The organism is Nocardia grenadensis NBRC 108939 (assembly GCF_001613445.1).
GTDB classification, from domain to species: domain Bacteria; phylum Actinomycetota; class Actinomycetes; order Mycobacteriales; family Mycobacteriaceae; genus Nocardia; species Nocardia grenadensis.
The window spans coordinates 1-19,333 of record NZ_BDCJ01000002.1 but is presented as its reverse complement, the minus strand read 5'-3'; the positions used below and the strand labels follow the sequence as shown (position 1 = coordinate 19,333).

Annotated in this window: 16 protein-coding genes; 9 read left to right on the top strand and 7 right to left on the bottom strand. The window is 69.0% G+C overall.

Annotated features, from left to right (window positions below):
• Positions 1-5: 5 nt before the first annotated feature.
• The 3 genes from NGR01S_RS01100 to NGR01S_RS01090 all read left to right on the top strand — a co-directional run bounded on the left by NGR01S_RS01100 (position 6) and on the right by NGR01S_RS01090 (position 3,859).
• Positions 6-1,805 carry a hydroxysqualene dehydroxylase gene (locus NGR01S_RS01100; protein WP_063034278.1) on the top strand — a complete coding sequence of 600 codons (1,800 nt, stop codon included), beginning with the start codon at positions 6-8 and terminating at the stop codon, positions 1,803-1,805.
• A gap of 262 nt (positions 1,806-2,067) precedes the next feature.
• Complete coding sequence (locus NGR01S_RS01095; RefSeq protein WP_063034477.1) at positions 2,068-2,619, top strand: DUF8020 domain-containing protein; 552 nt, start codon at positions 2,068-2,070, stop codon at positions 2,617-2,619.
• 256 nt (positions 2,620-2,875) lie between these two features.
• Positions 2,876-3,859 carry a hypothetical protein gene (locus tag NGR01S_RS01090; protein WP_063034277.1) on the top strand — a complete coding sequence of 328 codons (984 nt, stop codon included), beginning with the start codon at positions 2,876-2,878 and terminating at the stop codon, positions 3,857-3,859.
• On the opposite strand, the gene NGR01S_RS01085 is transcribed toward NGR01S_RS01090, so the two are convergent.
• Positions 3,843-5,282 (bottom strand): MDR family MFS transporter, encoded by a 1,440-nt coding sequence (locus tag NGR01S_RS01085; protein ID WP_063034276.1) that lies wholly within the window; start codon positions 5,280-5,282, stop codon positions 3,843-3,845. The two genes, NGR01S_RS01090 and NGR01S_RS01085, sit on opposite strands and share 17 nt — an antisense overlap.
• Positions 5,283-5,491: 209 nt before the next feature.
• On the opposite strand from NGR01S_RS01085, the gene NGR01S_RS01080 reads away from it, so the two are divergent.
• Positions 5,492-6,016, top strand: a complete 525-nt coding sequence (locus NGR01S_RS01080) for a DUF3558 family protein (RefSeq protein ID WP_063034275.1) — start codon at positions 5,492-5,494, stop codon at positions 6,014-6,016.
• A 162-nt stretch (positions 6,017-6,178) separates the two neighbouring features.
• The gene (locus NGR01S_RS01075) at positions 6,179-7,396 is read left to right on the top strand and encodes a PucR family transcriptional regulator (RefSeq protein ID WP_063034274.1); all 1,218 of its coding nucleotides are present in this window, start codon (positions 6,179-6,181) and stop codon (positions 7,394-7,396) included.
• A gap of 4 nt (positions 7,397-7,400) precedes the next feature.
• Here NGR01S_RS01075 and NGR01S_RS01070 read toward each other — a convergent pair whose 3' ends face one another.
• Positions 7,401-7,829, bottom strand: a complete 429-nt coding sequence (locus tag NGR01S_RS01070; protein ID WP_063034273.1) for an RsbRD N-terminal domain-containing protein — start codon at positions 7,827-7,829, stop codon at positions 7,401-7,403.
• 237 nt (positions 7,830-8,066) lie between these two features.
• Here NGR01S_RS01070 and NGR01S_RS01065 point away from each other — a divergent pair, with 237 nt between their 5' ends.
• A complete protein-coding gene (locus tag NGR01S_RS01065; protein ID WP_063034272.1) occupies positions 8,067-8,843 on the top strand; it encodes a M50 family metallopeptidase in 777 nt (258 codons plus the stop codon).
• 16 nt (positions 8,844-8,859) lie between these two features.
• Here the strand turns inward: NGR01S_RS01065 and NGR01S_RS01060 are convergent, their stop codons facing one another.
• Positions 8,860-9,636 (bottom strand): siderophore-interacting protein, encoded by a 777-nt coding sequence (locus NGR01S_RS01060; RefSeq protein WP_063034271.1) that lies wholly within the window; start codon positions 9,634-9,636, stop codon positions 8,860-8,862.
• Positions 9,637-9,788: 152 nt separating this feature from the next.
• Between NGR01S_RS01060 and NGR01S_RS01055 the strand changes: the two genes are divergently transcribed.
• Positions 9,789-11,030 carry a phthiocerol/phthiodiolone dimycocerosyl transferase family protein gene (locus tag NGR01S_RS01055; RefSeq protein WP_063034270.1) on the top strand — a complete coding sequence of 414 codons (1,242 nt, stop codon included), beginning with the start codon at positions 9,789-9,791 and terminating at the stop codon, positions 11,028-11,030.
• Between the two features lie 122 nt (positions 11,031-11,152).
• Here the strand turns inward: NGR01S_RS01055 and NGR01S_RS01050 are convergent, their stop codons facing one another.
• The gene (locus NGR01S_RS01050; RefSeq protein ID WP_063034269.1) at positions 11,153-12,514 is read right to left on the bottom strand and encodes a metallophosphoesterase; all 1,362 of its coding nucleotides are present in this window, start codon (positions 12,512-12,514) and stop codon (positions 11,153-11,155) included.
• Between the two features lie 222 nt (positions 12,515-12,736).
• Positions 12,737-14,842, bottom strand: a complete 2,106-nt coding sequence (locus NGR01S_RS01045) for an AMP-binding protein (protein WP_063034476.1) — start codon at positions 14,840-14,842, stop codon at positions 12,737-12,739.
• A gap of 301 nt (positions 14,843-15,143) precedes the next feature.
• On the opposite strand from NGR01S_RS01045, the gene NGR01S_RS01040 reads away from it, so the two are divergent.
• On the top strand, positions 15,144-15,362 hold the full coding sequence (locus NGR01S_RS01040) for a hypothetical protein (protein ID WP_030520614.1): 219 nt from the start codon (positions 15,144-15,146) through the stop codon (positions 15,360-15,362).
• A 58-nt stretch (positions 15,363-15,420) separates the two neighbouring features.
• Entirely contained in the window at positions 15,421-16,341 is a 921-nt protein-coding gene (locus NGR01S_RS01035) for an LLM class F420-dependent oxidoreductase (RefSeq protein WP_063034268.1), read from the top strand.
• A gap of 45 nt (positions 16,342-16,386) precedes the next feature.
• On the opposite strand, the gene NGR01S_RS01030 is transcribed toward NGR01S_RS01035, so the two are convergent.
• Both NGR01S_RS01030 and NGR01S_RS01025 read right to left on the bottom strand, forming a co-directional pair.
• Positions 16,387-17,838: a three-helix bundle dimerization domain-containing protein gene (locus tag NGR01S_RS01030; protein ID WP_063034267.1), complete on the bottom strand. Its 1,452-nt coding sequence runs from the start codon at positions 17,836-17,838 to the stop codon at positions 16,387-16,389.
• A 131-nt stretch (positions 17,839-17,969) separates the two neighbouring features.
• Positions 17,970-19,333: phytoene desaturase family protein (locus NGR01S_RS01025; RefSeq protein ID WP_063034266.1), on the bottom strand; the 1,364-nt coding region annotated here is incomplete at its 5' end.

Here is a 19,333-nt window from a genome sequence, read left to right as displayed (position 1 = left end):
TCACCATGTCGGATCAGCTGCCGAAGAAGTCAGCCACGATCGACCGCCGCACCGCCCTGCGCGGTGCCCTCGCCGGCGCCGCGATCCTCGCGGCGGGATCGGCGACCGGCGGCACCGCGCACGCTGCCGCCCCCCGGGGCCGGACTCCGGGCCTACGCACGGGCGGAAAAGAGGTCGCCGTCTTCGGCGGCGGCATGGCCGGTCTGTCCGCCGCGCATGAGCTCGCCGAACGTGGTTTCAAGGTGACCGTCTACGAACCCGCTTTCCTCGGCGGCAAGGCACGCAGTATGCCGGTCCCCGGCACCGGAGCCGACGGGCGGGCGGATCTGCCCGGCGAACACGGCTTCCGCTTCTTTCCCGGCTGCTATCAGCACATTCCCGACACCATGCGTCGTATTCCGTTCCCCGGTAATCCGAACGGTGTACTCGACAATCTGATCCGCGTCGAGGGGACGGTGGCGGGATTCCGCGACAGACCACCGATCTTCGCGCCGGTGGAGGTGGGTGCGCTCGACCAGCTCACCCCGGAACGCCTGCAGAACAGCATTATCAGCGCGTTCGGATTCATTCCGGAACTGCCGTCACACGAATTGGCCTTCTTCGCAAAACAGATGCTCATGTGGTTCACCTCCAGCACCGAGCGCCGGTTCGGGCAGTGGGAGTATTCGACCTGGGAACAGATCATGCGCGTCGACGGCAAATCGCCGACCTACCGGTCCTACCTGGTCAACGCGCTCACCCGGATCACCGTCGCGGCGAAACCGCATCTCAGTTCGGCGCGCACCATCGGCACCATCGGCGAAGCCCTGGTCCTGGCGGGAACGGGCCTCGTCCCCGAATTCTCCGGTGGTGTGGACCGGATCCTGAACCGCCCGACCAATGCGGCCTGGATCGATCCGTGGGCGACCCATCTGCGCAGCCGAGGTGTGCAGTTCGTCATGGGGCCGCGCGCGAGCCGGCTGAACTACGGCAACGGCCGGATCGAGTCGGTCACCGTCACCGACGGCGGCGGCGCGAATACCGTGGTCGCCGATCACTACGTCTGCGCCATGCCGGTCGAGAAGACCGTCCCCTTGCTCGACGATGCGATTCTGTCCGCCGATCCCCGGCTGGCCGGTATGCGCGAACTGCTCACCGATTGGATGGTCGGTATCCAGTTCTATCTGCGCCGACCCACCGATATTCCGGAGGGCCATATCGCGGCGCTGGGATCACCGTGGGCGCTGACCGCGCTGCGACAGGCGCCGATGTGGGTCGGGGATTTCGCTGCCCAGTACGGCGACGGTTCGGTCGCCGAATGCTTCTCGGTGGATATCTCCGATTGGGATACCCCCGGAATTCTCCATCACCGGCCCGCGAAACAGTGCAGCGCGCCGGAAATCGCGAACGAGGTCTGGGCGCAGCTGAAATTGTGGCTGAATACCGGCACCGGGTGGTTGCGCGACGAGGATCTCCACTCCTGGCATCTCGATCCGGGGGTCCGCTGGTCCGGCGGCACTCCCCACAACGAAACCCCGTTGCTGGTCAATACCGTCGGTTCCTACGAGCACCGGCCGACCGCGCACTGCGCCATCCCGAATCTGTTCTTCGGCGGCGATCATGTGCGCAGCAATATCGATCTGGCGACCATGGAGGGCGCCAACGAATCCGGCCGGTCGGCAGCCAATGCGATCATCGACGCCGCGGACGATCCCGCGCCGCACGCACCGGTGTTCCCGCTGGTCGCGCCGCCTGCCTTCGACGCGGCGAAAAAGATCGACGCCGACCGGTTCCAGGCTGGGCTCCCCCACATCCTGGACGTGTAGTGGGGAGGCGTGCGGGTAGCACAGCGGCGTCGTACCACCCGCACGCCCTGTCCGGACAGCGAAACCTCCGCCGCCGCCGGACTCCCACGGAGCGCCGTGGATGGCGCCGGATGATGTGCGGCGCGGCCGAATTCACGGCAGCGCCGATTAGCACAAAGCATTGTGGGCTCGATCTTGTTCCGTGAGAATGGGTTCCGAGCCGAGATCCGGCTTCTTGGGGACCGTCGGCGCCGCGGCGCCGGCAGAACAAGTGGGGAACACCATGAGAATCAAGCAACTCGCCGCCACCGCGCTGATCTCGATCGGGGCCCTCGGAGTCGCCGCGGGGACGGCGCAGGCGCAGCCCGTGGCCACCGAGGTCGCCGTACGCGGCGCCGAGCAGGGGATCGGCTATGTCGTGGCGCCGAACGAGGCCGGCACCGCGATCGTCACCACTCTCGACGCCGGCAGCTTCGCGCTCACCGCCGACGGCGCGGCCGTCACCCTGTCGGATCCGGCAGGCCACGTACTGACCACGCTGCCGCTGGGCGTCGCGGCCGCCGGGCAGACCGCGCCACTGGCATCGGCCATCTCGGCCGACGGTCGCACCCTCACGCTCACACCGGATGTGTCCACGCCGGCGGGACAGCACGTGGCCCAGCTCGTGGCCGACCCGGATACCGAGTCCCGCAAACTGCACAATGCCGGGATCGGCGCCTTGATCGGTGGCGGGATCGGTGCCGTACTCGGCTTCTTCCTGGGCGGCGTGGGCGCCCTGATCACCATTCCGATCGGTGCGGGGGTCGGTGCGCTGATCGGCTACTCCACTCCGTGATCGACGAACTCGGCTGCGGCCCACCGGCACCGGTGGGCCGGGCCGGGTTCGCCAGCGGCTCGGGCGCACCGAAATCCTTGCGCCGGAACGAATACTCACCCTACGGTCCCGGCCCGAACAGGCGCCGTGAGGCCGTTTTCTGTCGGACCCCCCACGTAAAATCATGCAGGTAGGACACAGTCGGAGGGGTGATGTTCGGCCGGCGGACCGGTCGCACCGCAAGCCTCTCCGACGCTTCGGAACCGGGGGTTCTGTGATGAGTGAAATCGGACAGGAACGATTGCTGCCGCCGCGTCAGCACGGGACGTCGTGGCGCGAATCGGAATACCGGGCCATCGCCGCGGAACTGCGGGCGGGTAAGGGGTTGCCCGAGATCGCCGCGGAACTCGGGCGGACGCCGTCGGCCGTCCAGGCGGCACTGCGCAACTTCGTTCCACCGGAGGAGAAGGTACGCGCGAACGACCGGGCCGGCTGGATCCAGGACCGGATGGCGACCGATCCGCAGTGGGATTGGTGGGCGGTGGTACTGGACCATCATCGGCACGGTCCGTCCGCGCTCTGGCTCACCGAACACGAGCACATCGCGCGTGGCGCCTGGCGTGACCGCACACCCATGCCGGTGCTTGCCCAGCGGCTCGATACCGCCGAAATCGAGGTGGCCGCCTTCCTGCGCGCGCTCGGGCTGGCGGAGAACCTGGCCGAGGTCGCCGATCGGCTCGGCGCGACGCCGGGCCAGGCGCTGGCCAAACGCGTGAACGCGGCCCGCGATCAGGAACAATCCGCCGCCTGGATCCTGGTGGTGGACGGTGCCGCGGGCACCGTGAAACCGCGCAGCGCACCGGTACGTCGGCATGTTTCGGTGCACGAGAACCGGGCCGCCGCCGAAGCGGGCCGGGATCGGGTGCTGCGCTGGCACCGCCGGACCGCGGGGGACAGCACCACACCCGTCTGGTGGACGATCGCCCAGCGCGGCGTCGGCGACTCCGCCGGCCGCACCTACTGCGGCGTTTTCACGCCGCGCCTGATCGACAGCGGGGTCCGCGCCGACGCACTCGCGGTCGGGGACCGCATTCTGATCGCCGGACCGGACGGTAATCCGCAGGAAGCCCTGGTCGAATCGATCGCTCAGCGCGGTGACGTCGTCGTCGCCGATCTCGGGCCCGTCGGCGATTCGCGGGTCCACCAGGTGATCGAATTCGATGCCGGGGAGCGGGTGGAGGTGCTCACCGCCGGGGAGTGACGGTGCGGTGATGCCCGGCCGCCTCCGCGCGGCCGGGCATCACCGCGGAGGCGACCACAATGGCCACGGCCATGACGGCCACCGCCACGAACACCAAGTGCACCCCCTCGGCCAGCGCCGTCGGCGAGGGGGTGCCGGTATCGCCCACCCGGGAATTCACGAGTGCGCCGAACACTGCCACACCCACGGCACTGCCGATGGACCGGGCGAACATATTGACCGAGGTCACCACGCCACGTTCGCCCCAGGTGGCGCTGGTCTGCGCGGCGATCAAGGTCGGGCTCGCCACCAGCCCCATACCGAGGCCGATGACGAAACAGGTGGCCGCGACCTGCGCGATGGACGTCGTGGGCCCGATGAACAGGGTACCGACGGCACCGACCGTGGCCGTGGCCCCGCCGATGAGTGCGGTGCTCCGGAAGCCGATGCGCAGATATACCCGGCCGGACTGGGATGCCGAGACCGGCCAGCCCAGGGTCAGCGCGCCGACCGTCAGCCCGCCCACCACCGCACCGGCACCCAGCACCCCCTGGGTGAAGGTCGGCACATAGGACGTCAGACCGAGCAGCAGCGCACCCACCAGGGCGGAGATCGTCGAACTGGCGATCACCACGCGCCGGGTGAAAAGCCACAGTGGCAGCACCGGATCGGCGGCCCGGCGTTCCACGAGGACGAACAACACCAGCACCGCGGCGCCACCGGCGAAGATCGCGATACTGATGGGGGCATCCCAGGCCCAGGCACGGCCGCCCTCGAGCAACCCGAGAATCAGCGCACCCGCTCCGGAGGTCAGCAGCAGCGCCCCGGCGTAGTCCACCCGCCGGCGCTGACGGGCCGGGGTTTCGGTGAAGTGGCGCAGCAGCATCCATCCGGCCCATGCCGACAACGGCAGATTGATCAGGAAGATCCACCGCCAGCCGACATACTCGGCGAAGACGCCACCCAGCAGCGGACCCGAGACCGAGGAGAAGGCCCAGACACCCGCGAGATAGCCCTGCACCTTGGCGCGCTCGGCCAGGGTGTACAGATCACCGGCGATGGTCATGGTCATGGGCTGGATGGCCCCCGCGCCGATACCCTGCACGGCCCGGAACACGATCAACCACAGCATGCTGCCCGCGAGCCCGCACAGCAGCGAGCCGACCGCGAAGACAGCGATGCCGAACAGGATCACCGGTTTACGGCCCACCGTATCGGCGATCTTGCCGTACACCGGCACCGTGACGGCCTGGGCGAGCAGATAGACGGAGAACAACCACGGGAACTGCGCAAAACCGCCCAGGCTCTCGGTGATGGTGAGCACCGCGGTCGCGATGATGGTGGAATCGAGGGCGATCAGACCGGTGGCCAGCATGAGCGATCCGAGGATCGCGCCACGTTCGGAGCGGAGCCCCACATCGGTTCGCGCCGTCTCCGCCACCACTGCCGCACCCTCTTTCTCCGGACCGGACACCTCAACACGATCGCCGGGCCACCGTATTCCCCCGACCGTCGTAGACGCCGCCGCATTTCCACATGGTGAGACGGACACGTTCCTTTGTGCAGCGGAGCAACACTGGTTCCCGCGCCGCGCCGTTGTGACCCGCACAGAGCAGCTGTGGCGCAGCGGGATCGGTGGATAGCATCCGCGTCATGGGTGCACTTCTACGCTCGCGCCGCCGGGACGTTTCCTCCCGCCTTCTGCTCGGTGGGCCGGCCGCCGCCGTCGCGATCCTCACGGCCGGCTGCGGAGGCGCGGCCGAGCCCACGGACCCCGCGGCGATCTTCGATCCGTGTGGTCTCCCCGCCGGTCTCCTCACCGAATCGGGGTTCGCGCCTGGTTCGATCCGGCGCGATGTGGCCACGGAACCGGGCTGGGCGGGCTGCGGCTGGAGCAGCGAGCGGGCCGCGCTGCGTGTGCTGTTCTCCGCCGACGGTTCGCCGGACGAGGTCGCCGGTGACGGCGACACCCGTACCGAGGTCACTCTGGTGGACCGCACCGGCCGGCTACTGCACACCGGCGCCGCCGATACCGCGGCAACGTGCACCGTCGCCCTGCCCACCGCCGACGGCGGCGTGGTGCGGGTACGGGTCGACAGCGCCCCGGGCGCCACCGAGAACGCCTGTACCCGAGCCGAGCGCGCGGCAAGTACTCTCGCACCCGCGTTTCCGGTCTGATCAGCGGATTCGACCATAACTCGCACCACTGTGACCGGTCACAAGCTCGACGGGCGGTGCCTGCACGGTCGTCCAGTCGAGTTCGCAAAGCCACCCGGGATACGACACATGATCATTACTGTGGAGCCGCAGTCTCGCCCAGGGGTAGAAGGAGTCAGCAGCATGACCGTCGACACGACCAGAACGAAGCTGACCCTATCCGGCCAGCCCATGTCCGCCCCGCTACAGGATGTGCGCACACTGTCCCGCCATATGGTGGGCCATTTCGTCGAGAACGTGGTCCCCTGCGGCACGCTGCCGGGAGACGCCATCCACGGCGATGTCACCACCATCACCCGGACCTGCCTCGAGCTCGCGGTCAGTATGCTCGACGGTAAGGACATTCCGGAGAAGACCCGGCGGCTGGAGAACGCCGCCGCCGGCTGGGCACGCGAAGGCGTTCCGATCGACACCATCCACCATGCCGTGCACGAGGGTTTCCGGCTCGGCCTGGACCTGGTGGTGTCCCATGCGACCGTCACCGACTATTCGGCGCTGGTCGACGGGGCCAAACTGGTCGTCGAGATGCTGGACAAGATGACCGTCTGTATCTCCATGGCCTACGTCCGCGAACTGCGGTCGGTGGTGAGCGAGCACCACACCGCCGTGCACACCCTGACCTCCGCGCTGCTGGGCGGGCACGGCACCTCCACCATGGCCCGCGAATGCGGGATCGAGATCGCCCCCGCCTACACCGTGCTGGCGATGGCCATTCCGGCCCATCCGGACGAAGCGGTCCCGGCGCTGGACGGCAAGGTGGTCGCGCGCCGCAAACTGCGCCGGGTCCAGGCCGAACTGGCGACCCGCTGCGAGGATTCGGCGCTGTCGCTGCTGAGCGTCGACGGCGGCACCGTCCTGCTACCCGCCGATATTCTGACCGGCGAGCAACTCGACGAACTGGTCGCGCAGCTGTCGCGGGCCGCCCAGGTGCCGGTCAGCGCCGCGGTGGTGGAGGCCCCCACCGCGGAGGTGCCGTCGGCGGCGGATCAGGCCCACGAACTGCTGGATATGGTCCAGCGGCTCGACTGTGTGCCCGGACTGTACCGGTTCGATGATATGGCGCTGGAATATCAGCTGACCCGGCCCGGGCCCGGCCGCGAATACCTCGGCTCGCTGCTGGATCCGCTCGACGATCATCCGGAACTGCTGGAAACCCTGCAGCGCCATATCAGCAACAACCTGAACCGACAGCGGACCGCGCGCCTCATGCACATCCACACCAACACCATCGATTATCGGCTCAAACGGGTCGCCCAGCTCACCGGCTTCGATCCCACGCAGCCGTCCGGCCTGTGGTACCTGCGGTCCGCGCTGGTCGCGCGCAGTTACCGGGCGAGCTGACCCTTCACGCCGGCCCCGGGCGACTGCGCACCTGCGCCACATAGGCGCGCGACACCGCCGCGGTCAACGTATCGAGCACATCGACCACGAAACCTCCGTCCACGCGCTCGGCCGAATTACGCAGGCCCAGACCGCTTTTCACCCCTTGGTGCAGGGCGTGCTGAATCATCTCCAGCGGCACCTCCTCGCGCGCCCAGCGCGCGGCGGCCACCTCGAGCCGGGCGAGTACCTGACGTCCGGACGGATCCGAATCGTCGAGCAGGGCCAGCGCCATGCCCAGCCCCACCCGAAAGGCCGTTTCGAAATCCGGTCCGGGCCGTTCGCGCGCCGCCGGGCCGGACGACCAGATCCGCATCAGCTCCACCGGATCCGGCACCTCGAAGGTCTGCCCGGGCTCCTCAGGCTCGCGGTCGTACTGCTCACCCGTGCACATCCGTGCTCCCTCCACCAGCGACCGGCAACCGATATGGACAAACGTATAGTTACCCGCCCTTCTCCGGCAGACACATCGCTCGGACTTCGGTCCACCTCGGAACTCGGGTCGGCAAAGATAGTGAGACGTCCCATCAACAGATACTTCGTTTTCGTGCCCGCGCCCACCGGCACCGCCCGATCACCGGGCCCCACCCGCGACGCGCGCCCCGCCGCGTTCCCCAGTTAAGGTGCGGCGGTGGATACCGGTGATCTGATAGACCGCAGCAGTTCCATCGCGGAGCGGCTCACGGCGACCCAGGCGGCGCCGCCGTCGTGGCTGGTACTCGCCACCGCCGTGGCGGCACTGGTACTGGTGGCCTACGGCCCGCTGTGGCGGATCACCCGCAATGTGGTCACCATCGCACACGAGGGCGGGCACGCACTGGTGGCGTTGCTGAGCGGACGCCGGCTCAATGCCATCACCCTGCATTCGGACACATCGGGACTCACCGTGTCCAGCGGAAAACCCTACGGGCTCGGCATGATCCTGACCGCACTGGCCGGCTACCCGGCCCCACCCCTGGTGGGGCTGGGGTTCGCCGCACTGCTGGGCGCCGGGCGCATCACCCTCATGCTGTGGATCGCGATCGCCGCGCTGGCCGTGATGCTCGTGATGATCCGGAATGTGTACGGCGTCGTCTCCGTGGTGAGCACCGGCGCACTGGTTTTCGCGGTGTCGTGGTTCGGCTCGGACGCGCTGCAGGCCGGCTTCGCCTACCTCGCGACGTGGCTGCTGTTACTGGCCGGCAGCCGCCCGGTACTGGAACTGCAGCGCACCCGCTCACGGATGCGCGACGGCACCACCGACGCCGATCAACTGGCCCGGCTCACCCGGTTGCCGGGCCTGCTCTGGGTGGTCGTCTTCCTGGCCGTCGCCCTCGGCGCACTCGTGGCCGGAGCGGGCCTGCTGCTGTCGGCGACCGCGGGAATCTGCCTGCCGATCCCCAACGGCGCGGACTGCCCGGCGAACTAGAACCGCCGAACCGCGCTCAGCCGGGACTCTCGGCCGCGGCGAGTTCCTTCTTCCAGACCCGGAAGCTCTCCTCGGTCCGCCCCCGGCGCCAATACCCGGAAATGGAAGCGAACTCCGCGGAGACGCCCCGTTCCTTGCGGATGTAGGGGCGCAGATTGTGCATCACAGCCTGCGCCTCCCCGTGGATGAAGACCTGTACCCGGCCCGGCAGCCACGGCGCTGCCCGGACCGCGCCGATCAGGGGTGCGTTGTCACCGGCGCGGTCGTCGCCGACCTCGTGCGCGGCGCCGCCGCGATGTACCCAGGTGACGTCCACCAGCGCCTTGGTGGTCAGGGTGATCTCGTCGGCAGGGTCGGCGATCTCGATGAACACCTTCGCGGGCACCCCCTCGGGCAGCGCCTCCACGGCGGCGGAAATGGCGGGCAGGGCAGCCTCATCACCGGCGAGCAGATGCCAGTCGGCGTCCGCGCGCGGTGCGTAGGCCCCGCCGGGCCCGAAGAACGTGACCTGCTCGCCGGGCTGTACCGCGGCGGCCCACGGGCCCGCGATCCCCTCGTCGCCGTGCACCACGAAGTCGATGGCGATTTCGCGGGCCGCGGTATCCACCGAACGGACCGTGTATGTGCGCATCACCTCGCCGTCGGGGCGGTCGAACAGCAGTTTCACATACGCGTCGGTGAACTCGCCGGCATCGAAATCGTCGAATCCGGGATCACCCAGATATACCCGCACGATATGGGGGCCGAGCCACTCCGTCCGGGCGACGGTCATGGTCGTGCGCTTTCTGGCCATCCGGCCTCCTTCATTAATTAGGCTTACCTAAGCGAACGTACCAGCCGGATCCGCCCGGTTGTGTAGCGTCCGTCTCGTCCTGACCGAAATATCCGGCAAGGAACCGTTTTTGGGTTAACCTCACACAAATCTCCGGACGAAGGCACCACATCATGACCGCGGCAACCGTCATCCGCCCCCTGGCGCCCAGCGAACAGATCTTCGCATTCAGCGAGGTTTTCGTCGGATACTGTGCCCGAATGTCCGGGCGGATCGATCTCAGCGCGCTGGCCGCCGCCTTCGAATTCCTGGTCACGGCCCATCCCATCCTCGGCGCGCAGCTCGCGCCCACCGAGCCGGTCGGGCACACCCTGGTCACCTCCGGCCCGCCCGAGGTCGTGCTGACCGTCGCCGACGGCGATCCCGAACAGTTGCTCACCGGCGCCGACCCGGATCAGCGACGAGCCCTGGGCACACTGCACGTGGTGCGGTCGGCGGATATCGCGAGCGTCACCCTGCTGGTCCACCACAGCATTGCCGACGCCACCCATGCCCTGCACCTGCTCGAGCAGCTGTGGCACTGCTATGTGGCCGCCGCGGCCGGACGGGCGCCCACGCTCCCGCCCAGCCGGCAGCCGATGCCGGTGGAGGATCTACTCGCCCGCCGGGGCATCGTGCGCCGGCCCGTCCCGGGCGGTATCGAGCCGCCACGCGTCGCACCACCGCTGCCCCCGGCGCATGCGCTCGACGCGAACGAACACCCGTACCCGCCCCTGGTCACCCACCGCTGCCGGCTGAGCCGGGAGCAGACCGGCGCGCTCGTCGCGTACGGGCACCGGGTGGGGGTGACGGTGCACAGCCTGGTGGCGGCCGCCCTGCTGCTCACCGAATCCGAGGCCCGGCAGCTGCCGGTCGACGAACTGCTGTGTTCGTACTCGGTGGATCTACGCCGCCGGGTCCGGCCCTCTATCGGCCCGATCGAGGGTACGAATGTCCTGGGCTTCGCCGGTTACCGGCCCGGTCCCGGCACCGAGGCCACGCTCCCGGCCCTGGCACGCGGAGTGTTCCACGCCCTGCGCGCCGACCTGGCCTCCGGCCATATCCAGCAGACCCCGCTCCAACTCCCCGACACCCTGGCCGCACCACCGGCCAACCCGTTCGACACGGTGATGACCACGAACTGGGGTCGATTACCCCGGCTGTCGGTGCCCACGCTCCGGATCCACGATTTCCGCACCACCATGATCGCCAAACCCGATCCGACCGGCCGCCGCCCCCCACAGGCCGGTGGCGGTACCAGCATCATCACCACCTACGACGACCGTCTCAGCGTCGAGATCCACCATCCGCCCGAGTTCACGCCGGTGCAGACACCCCGGGTCGAACGGCTGGAGAATCTGCTCACCCACCTCTGACACCGCCGAGCCGGCCGCTGCGATCGTCCCGGTGCGTCACCATCGGGCGAGCCGCGGCGCGGAACCGCTGACTCGGGCACTGCCCTCCGGCGTACATAGGCCGGGTATTCGGCAGGGGCGGTTCAGACTCCCTGGAGCGAGGCGAGCTCGAGCACCGTGATATCCGACGGGGCCGCCGCCCGCACCGGCGGACCCCAGGCTCCCGCACCGCGGGTCACATACAGCGCGGTCGCTCCGTACAGTTCCAGCCCGGCGACGGTCGGGTTGGGCAGCCGCGCGATCAGGGGCCCCGGCCACAGCTGTCCCCCGTGGGTGTGCCCGGACAATTGCAGGTCGACCCCGTAACCCACGGACTCGTGGACCACGACCGGCTGATGGGCCAGCAGTACACAGGCCCGGCGGGTGTCCCGGCCGTCCAGTGCCGCCGCGAAATCGGGCCCCCGGCCGATACCGGTGCCCCGCGGATCGTCGACCCCGGCGAGATCGAAGTCCGGCAGCGACACCCGATCGTTGAGCAGTACCTTCATCCCCAGTTCACCGGCTCGGGCGAGCCACGCATCGGCGTCGGAGAAGTATTCGTGGTTGCCCGGTACGTAATAGGCGCCCAGTGGCGCGGTGAGGCCGGCCAGCGGCTCGGTTTCGGCCCGCAGATCGTCCACCGTGCCGTCGGCGAGATCGCCGACGACGGCAATGAGGTCCGGGCGGGTGTCGTTCACCGTGCGCACCACCTGTTCGCAGAACGCGCGGCCCAACGCCGGGCCCAGATGCAGATCGCTGACCAGGGCGATCCGCAGGCCGTGGGCCTGCGCGGGCAGTTTCGCCAGCGGTACGGTCACCCGCCGCACCATCGGTCCGTTCAGGACTCCGTAGGTACCGGTCCCCACGATCGCGCCGGCCGCGATCACGGTGGCCCCGGCGGCCAGCCGGGAGACCAGCAGTCGTCGCGACAGCGTGCGCGATACCGGGGGCGGCGGCGCGCCGGATACCGCGGCGCCGGGGTCCGGGCCGGCGGGGGCCGCCGGGCCGGGGAGGCCGGGCCGGGGCGCGCTCGCCCCGGACGCTTCTCCCACCGCAGCGCCCACCGGCTGCGCTGTCACCCCCGATTCGACGACTCCGGACGCCGGGGTTTCGCTCCCGCCGGCCGGTGCGGCGGTGCCGGCGTCGCGCCGGACCAGGCCCCGCAGCAGCAGCGGCCGCACGACCTCCCCGGCCAGCACGCCGAGCAGCAGATAGAGGAAGAGCGCCGCCCACAGGAATCCGGGCCAGGTCAGCCAGCGCCAGTCGGCCCGGTCCACCTCCGCAAACATCACCGCGAAGGCACTACACATCGCGATCGCGCCGGTCCCGAGGACGATACCGCCGGGTATCCGCCAGCGGGATCCGTCCCGCGTGGTGTCGCGAACGAGCCGCCGCCACAGATACCAGTGCAGGCCGGCGATCAACCACGCCACGGCCAGTCCGGTGAGCACGGAAACTACTACCACGGAGGATGCCTCTCCCGACCGATTGATTGTGCGGCTGATGAATCTACCCTTCGCCGCCCGGCCCGCCGTGGCCCCCGCACCCGTTCCCCTGCCCGCCGGCGGCACGCGCGCCCACGTGCCCCCTCCGGCAACCATGGATAACTCCATGTCGCCGTGATCATCGGGTAGTTCGGCATCGCACCGGCATTCGCGCCGCGCCGCGGGCACCGCACGCGGCCGGTGTCACACCGACCCGGAAACCCCCAGCCCGATTGGACCGGACGGTGGGAGGTCCCCGTCCTGTCGTCCGGCGAGCAGCCATTTCAAGATCTTTCCCGTTTCCCCGCGCGGCAGCGCCGACATGAACGTCACGTCCCGGGGCACCGAGAACCGGCTCAGCCGATGCCGGATATAGGTGCGCACCATATCCGAATCCAGTCCCGCCCCTTCGTGTTTCACCACGAAGGCCGCGAGCCGCTGGCCGAATTCGGGGTCCGGGACACCCACCACGGCAACTTCGCTGACCTGCGGCAGATGCGCCAGGGCCTCCTCGACCGGCCGCGGGAAGACGTTCTCGCCCCCGGAGATGATCATCTCGTCGTCCCGGCCGGCGATGAACAATCGGCCGTTGACGTCGAAGTAGCCGAGGTCACCGGTGTCGAGCATGCCGTGCGCCTCGTCGGGCGGCGCGGAATTGACGTAGCCGTCGAACAGCATGTGGTTTCCGACGAAGATATGCCCGGTGGCACCGATCGGCACCGGTTTGTGGTCGGGCCCCAGCACCGAGACGCGGGTGCCCAGCGGCGGCCGCCCGGCGGTGGTGGGCGCGAAGCGCAGATCGGCGGGGGTGGCGATGGTCGCCCAGGAGACCTCGGTCGATCCGTAGACGTTGTAGAGGATATCGCCGTAGGTGTCCATGAACCGCAGCACCGTGGCCCCGGCCAGTGGCGCCCCGCAACTGATCACCTGGCCCAGACTGGAGGTGTCGTAACGGGCCCGTACCGCCGGGGGCAGATCAAGGATCCGATTCACCATGGTGGGCACCACGATCATGGTGGTCACCCGATGTTCGGCGACCGCGCGCAGGCAGTCCTCGGCATCGAAGCGTTCCGGCAGCACCACCGTGCACCGCAGCGCGGTACTGAGCTGTAGTCCGGCCAGGCCCCAGGTGTGGAACAGCGGCGCCGGGATGAGCATGGTCGATTCCATCTCCATCGGGATCCGCGACAACAGCGCGGCGATGGTGCCGAATCCCTTGGGATGGGGCCGCCGCGCACCTTTCGGGATCCCGCTGGTACCCGAGGTGAGCACGATCAGCCGGCCCGGATTTGCGGGCCGACGGAATTCCCCCTCCTCTCTCTCGATCAGGTCCTCGAGGGTGTACCGACCGGGGAACGGCGGCCGCAGGTCGGTATTGAACCGGGGCAGATCGTCGTGCAGATACTGGACCAGTTGTTCGAGGTCGCCGTCGACGAAGAGGGCCGAGAGCCGGTGCCGCTGCACGATCTGTTCGATGGTGCGTGCGGACAGGCCGGCATTGAGCAGCGCGACATCCACCCCGAGTTTGCCGGCGGCCACCATGGTTTCGACCATGCCGGCGTGGTTACGGGACAGCAGCCCGATAGCGTCGCCCGCACCGAGTCCCCGGGCCGCCATCGCACCGGCCAGGGCGGTGCTGCACCGGTCCATCTCGGCGAATGTGCGGACTCCCCGATCGTCGACCACGGCGAGCCGGTCCGGAGCGTACGCGGCGCCGGCCGCATAACCTCCCGCCAGGTTGAAACCCCATTTGTTCAGTGACAGCAGCTGTTTCATCACCGCATTGGGCCGGGTGCGCACGACACCGCTCACCGTGACCTGACGCAGCACCTCGAGCTGGCGACGGACCAGCGACCCTTCCCCGTTGACCAGCATGGATGTCCGCGCACCGCGCAGGATATCGGCGATCCGACGCAGGCCCTCGGCGGTCCAGTCCTGGATCGCCGAATTCGACAGCTCGGTGAGGTGCCGGTGTACCCGCCCCGGCGCGAAGAAGGTGATCGATACGGTGCTCCGGTCGCCTTCCCCGTACATCCGCAGCGCGGCGAAACTGCCGATCTCCGGCGCGTGCAGTTCCAGTCTCTCGTACCAGCGGCCGGTCACCACGCGCACGCGCAGCACGCGGATACCGGCCTCCGGCGTGCCGAGCCGGAATTCGAACACCGGCTCCGCACCGGGCAGCTCCAGCCGGGAGCAGGCGCCGATTCCGGTGAACACCCGCGGATAGGTCTGCGGGTCGAGGAGCAGCTCCCAGACAGCGGCACGCGCTGCGGGGATCTCCGCGACCATATCGATGACGTCGGTAACCAACTCCCGCAACTTCTCGTCGGCCCGCAACGAACAACTGGGCCGGCGGGTAACCCATCTGTAATGTCTCTCACAGTAGCTCGGCACCATAGTTGTTACCAGCGAGTAGCAGCGCTCTGTGACAGGTCACGAAGCTGTTTGCCCAGAGTTCACCACAGGTGCCGAAACCGCCGTTGGGGCTTGTCCAACCCCGCCGGCCGGTCCGGTGTGAGAACTCCCAGCGACAGCTCACTCCGCCCGTACGAGCGTTGGGCGCGAATTACATTCGGCCGCATACCACTCGTTTGCGATCCGGAGGACCACGATGCACCAGACCCGACGCCGGGTGGCCATCACCCAAATCGACGAGATCCTCGACTATTTCGGCAAATGTGCGTCCTGCGGGTATCCGGCCCGCGCCGAATCCACCCGGCGCGTATTCGACAACGGCGAAATCGAAACCCTCGTCATCGCCAGTTGCTCGCTGCCCTGCGGCTGGTCCGATCGGGTGTCGCCCACCAGGATGACCGGCCCGGCCGCCTGACCCACCGGAGTTATGCCACCCGCGGCCGCCGCCGGACCCGTACGGCACGATGAGGTCCATGGAACTGAGAATCTTCACCGAACCACAGCAGGGCGCCGACTACCCGACACTGCTCAGCGTGGCCCGCGCCGCGGAGGACCTCGGCTTCGGGGCATTCTTCCGTTCCGACCATTATCTGCACATGGGGTCGGTCGACGGCCTGCCCGGCCCCACCGACGCCTGGATCACGCTGGCCGGCCTGGCCCGGGAGACCAGCCGGATCCGCCTCGGCACACTGGTCACCGCCGCCACTTTCCGGCTGCCGGGTCCGCTGGCGATCCAGGTGGCCCAGGTCGATCAGATGTCGGGCGGCCGGGTCGAACTGGGACTCGGCACCGGCTGGTTCACCGACGAGCACACCGCGTACGGGATACCGTTCCCGGACGATAAATTCGGGCGTTTCGAAGAGCAGCTGGCCGTGATCACCGGGCTCTGGGAGACCCGGCTCGGTGCGACCTTCGATTTCACCGGCAAGTACTACGAGCTCGTGAAATCCCCGGCCCTGCCGAAACCGGTGCAGCAGCCGGTACCGGTGATCATCGGCGGCCAGGGACCGAAACGTACCCCGCGGCTCGCCGCGCGGTACGCGACCGAATTCAATGCCCCGTTCGTCTCGGTGGACGACAGCGCCGCCCAGTTCGACCGGGTGCGCGCCGCGGTCGCCGCGGGCGGCCGGACGGCCGACAGCATGGTGTACTCCAACGCGCTGGTCGCCTGCGTGGGATCCGGCGAGGCGGAGATCGCGCGCCGCGCCGCCGCGATCGGCCGTGAGGTGGACGAACTCCGGGCCAACGGCCTGGCCGGGTCCCCCGCGGAGGTGGTCGACAAGATCGGGCGTTACCGCGAGATCGGCACCCAACGGATCTACCTGCAGATCCTGGACCTCGCCGATCTGGACCACCTCGCCCTCATCGCCGACGAGGTCGCCACCCAGTTGTGACAAGGGGCGGACGGGGCCGTGGGCTCCGTCCGCCCGGACTCCGGATCACCGGTACGCGGTGGCCACCCCGTCGATCAGATGCTCGAGGGTCTCGTAGGCGGGGACATCGACGATGTCGACCAGATCCTGCGACACCGGTACGTCGTGTTCGGCGACCACCTCGTCGAAACGGGCGACATCCCCGGTCCGGAAACCGTGCTCGGCGGCCAGCGACTGCAACTCGGCGTCGTTGTGCAGCAGCGCACCGATCTCCTCCCCCTCAGGGGTGAGCGGGACGACGGTATGCCGGGACAGCACGGTGGGCGACGGGTACAGCAACACCGAATCGGGCCGCAGGCGCCCCGCCACCGCGGCCGCCACATACTGCGCCTCGTAGATCCAGGTCATCGGAGTCGGCCCCATCCCCGCGGTGAGGTATTCCTCGAATGGCCCCGCGCTGGACCCCTCGGTGTAGCCCTGGGCGAGGAACAGGCGCTGCAGAGTGGGCAGCACATGCCGTTCGGCGCCTGTGCCGCGCACCACCGCATGATCGTTGACCACATAGCTGGCCAGCGCCAGGTACATGGCCGCCGAATTCGAGGTCCGGGCGTCGGTGGTGCTGACCAGAATGTTCTTACCTACCCGATAGGAAGTGTTACCGGCCAAGTCGTCCCAGTGCACACCGCTCTGCACGAGCTCGATATAGGCGGCGAAATCCAGACCGGGCGCCGGACCGTCGAACTTCACCGCCCCCGCGGCGTCCAGCAGTTGCACGATCGGGGTGAACGTGGCGATCGCCATCGGCGAATAGAACGGCACGAACTGGGTGCTCACCCCCACCTCGCGTTTGAGCCGCTCGGCCGCCGGCAGGCTGGACGGGAACGCGAATGCCCGGCCGTCCAGATCCACCGAGGTGGAGATCTCCCGCGAGCCGGCCGGCTCGACCCGCACGTCGTAGCCGTGCGCGGCGAACGCCCCGGTGACCCGCTCGTCGGCGAAGAAGGCCGCCTTCTCCGAACCGACCACCCCGGTAACCCTCGTCAGTGGCACTCCGGCGACCGGCGGCGCCGCGGCGGGCGCCGAATCCGGTCGCGACACCGCCCACGCCGTAGCGCCCACCGCCACCACGCCCGCTGCGCCCGCCAGCGCGAACAACCCGCGGCGGTCGGTCCGCAGCGGGCGGTCGGCATCGGCCGGTTCGGTCGGCGCGGCGGGTGCGCTCTTCGACAGCGAGACCGGCGTGACACCGGGGGCGGTGACCGCCGCGGCGGCACCGGCCTCCTCGGTGGATTCGAATTCCCGGCGGACCACCCGCTCCACGAGGATGGGCACGAAATCGCGCACGGTACTTCCGGCGAACCGTTCGTGCGCCGTCCGGATCGCGACGTTCACCTCGTCCGGTGAGCGGTCCTCGGAATAGGCGGCGGACAAGCGGCCCGCGAGGTCATGTATCGCCTTCTGCTCCCGAGCCGCCTTGTCCTCGGGAACCCTGCTCTTCGGGACGGTATCGAGTGCCACCTATATCTCCTCGGCGCCGGGCATGGAATCGAAACGACCCGCCGGGCCGATCCACAGCCGACAACGCTACCGCCACACAGTATTCGGATACTCCCACCAGTGAGCGTGACCACCGATTCTCCGACCAGAATTCACCCGGCGTTTCCCGGACGCCGGCCGGCGGTTTCCTCGAGGACGGCCATGGCCGCATTGTGGCCGCCGACTCCGCTCACTCCGCCCCCGCGCACCGCACCCGACCCACAGCGCAGCACATTCGCGTGACCGGTCGCCACGCCCCAGCGTTGCGCCGGTGTGTCCCCGGGCCCGGTCCGGTAGGGAAACGACAGATCACCGTGGAAGATGTGCCCGCCGGGCAGGCGCAGCGCATGTTCCAGGTCCACAGGTGTGGCGGCCTCCAGACACTGCCCGCCATGGATATCGCGGGCCAGGCACTCCCGGATGGGTTCGGCCAGTACGGCATCGAGCGCGTCCAGGCTCGCGTCGACCGCAGCCTGTTTCGCGGCTTCCGGGTCGGACTCGAAAAGCCTCGCCGGAGTGTGCAACCCGAAAAGCGTGAGGGTGTGCCGCGACGAGCCGGCCGCGATACCGGGATCGGTCAGGGTGTGACAGTAGATCTCCGCGGGCGGGACCGCGGGCAGCCGCCCGGCCGCCGCCTCCCGGTATGCCTGCGCCAGCTGTTCATAGGTTTCGGCGATATGGAAGGTCCCGGCGAACGCGTCGTGCGCGGCCACCGCGGGATCACGCAGACGCGGCAACCGGTCCAGCACCATATTGATCTTCAGCTGGGCGCCTTCGGGTTTCTCGCCGGCCGGTTCGCCGAGCAGCCGGGCGGCCTCGGCGGGCGAGGCGTTGACGAGCACATACCGCGCCGCCACCGTCCCGGCCGCCACGCCGGCGAAATCCACCGCCGCGGTTCGCCCGTCGGTCGCCACCCCGGTCACTTCCGTACCGGTCACCAGTTCCGCCCCGGCGGCCCGGGCCGCGTCGGCCAGCGCGTCGGTCAGCGCACCCATACCGCCCACCGGCACATCCCAGTCGCCGGTGCCGCCACCGATCACGTGATAGAGGAAACAGCGGTTCTGCGCGAGCGACGGATCGTGCGCGTGGGTGAACGTGCCGATGAGCGCATCGGTGAACACCACCCCGCGCACCACGTCGTCGGCGAAGTACTCCTCGATCGTCTCGCCGAGAGGTCGTTCGAAAAGTTCCGCCCACACCCGGCCGCCCACCCGCCGCCGGAGCCGGTCGGCGGTCGGTAGCGGTTCGGTGAATGTCGGGAACACCGCCCGTGCCACCTCCCCCGTCATCGCATAGAACCGCTGCCACGCGGTGAACTCGCGCTCCGATCCGGTGACCCGGACGAAACTGTCCCGGGTAACCGCCGGCGACCGGTTATCGACCAGCAGACCCGACGATCCGGCCGGCGTATAGGAGGAGATCCGCCGCTTACGCGTCCGGAACCGCAGGCCCAGATCGCTCACGATCCGATCCGGCA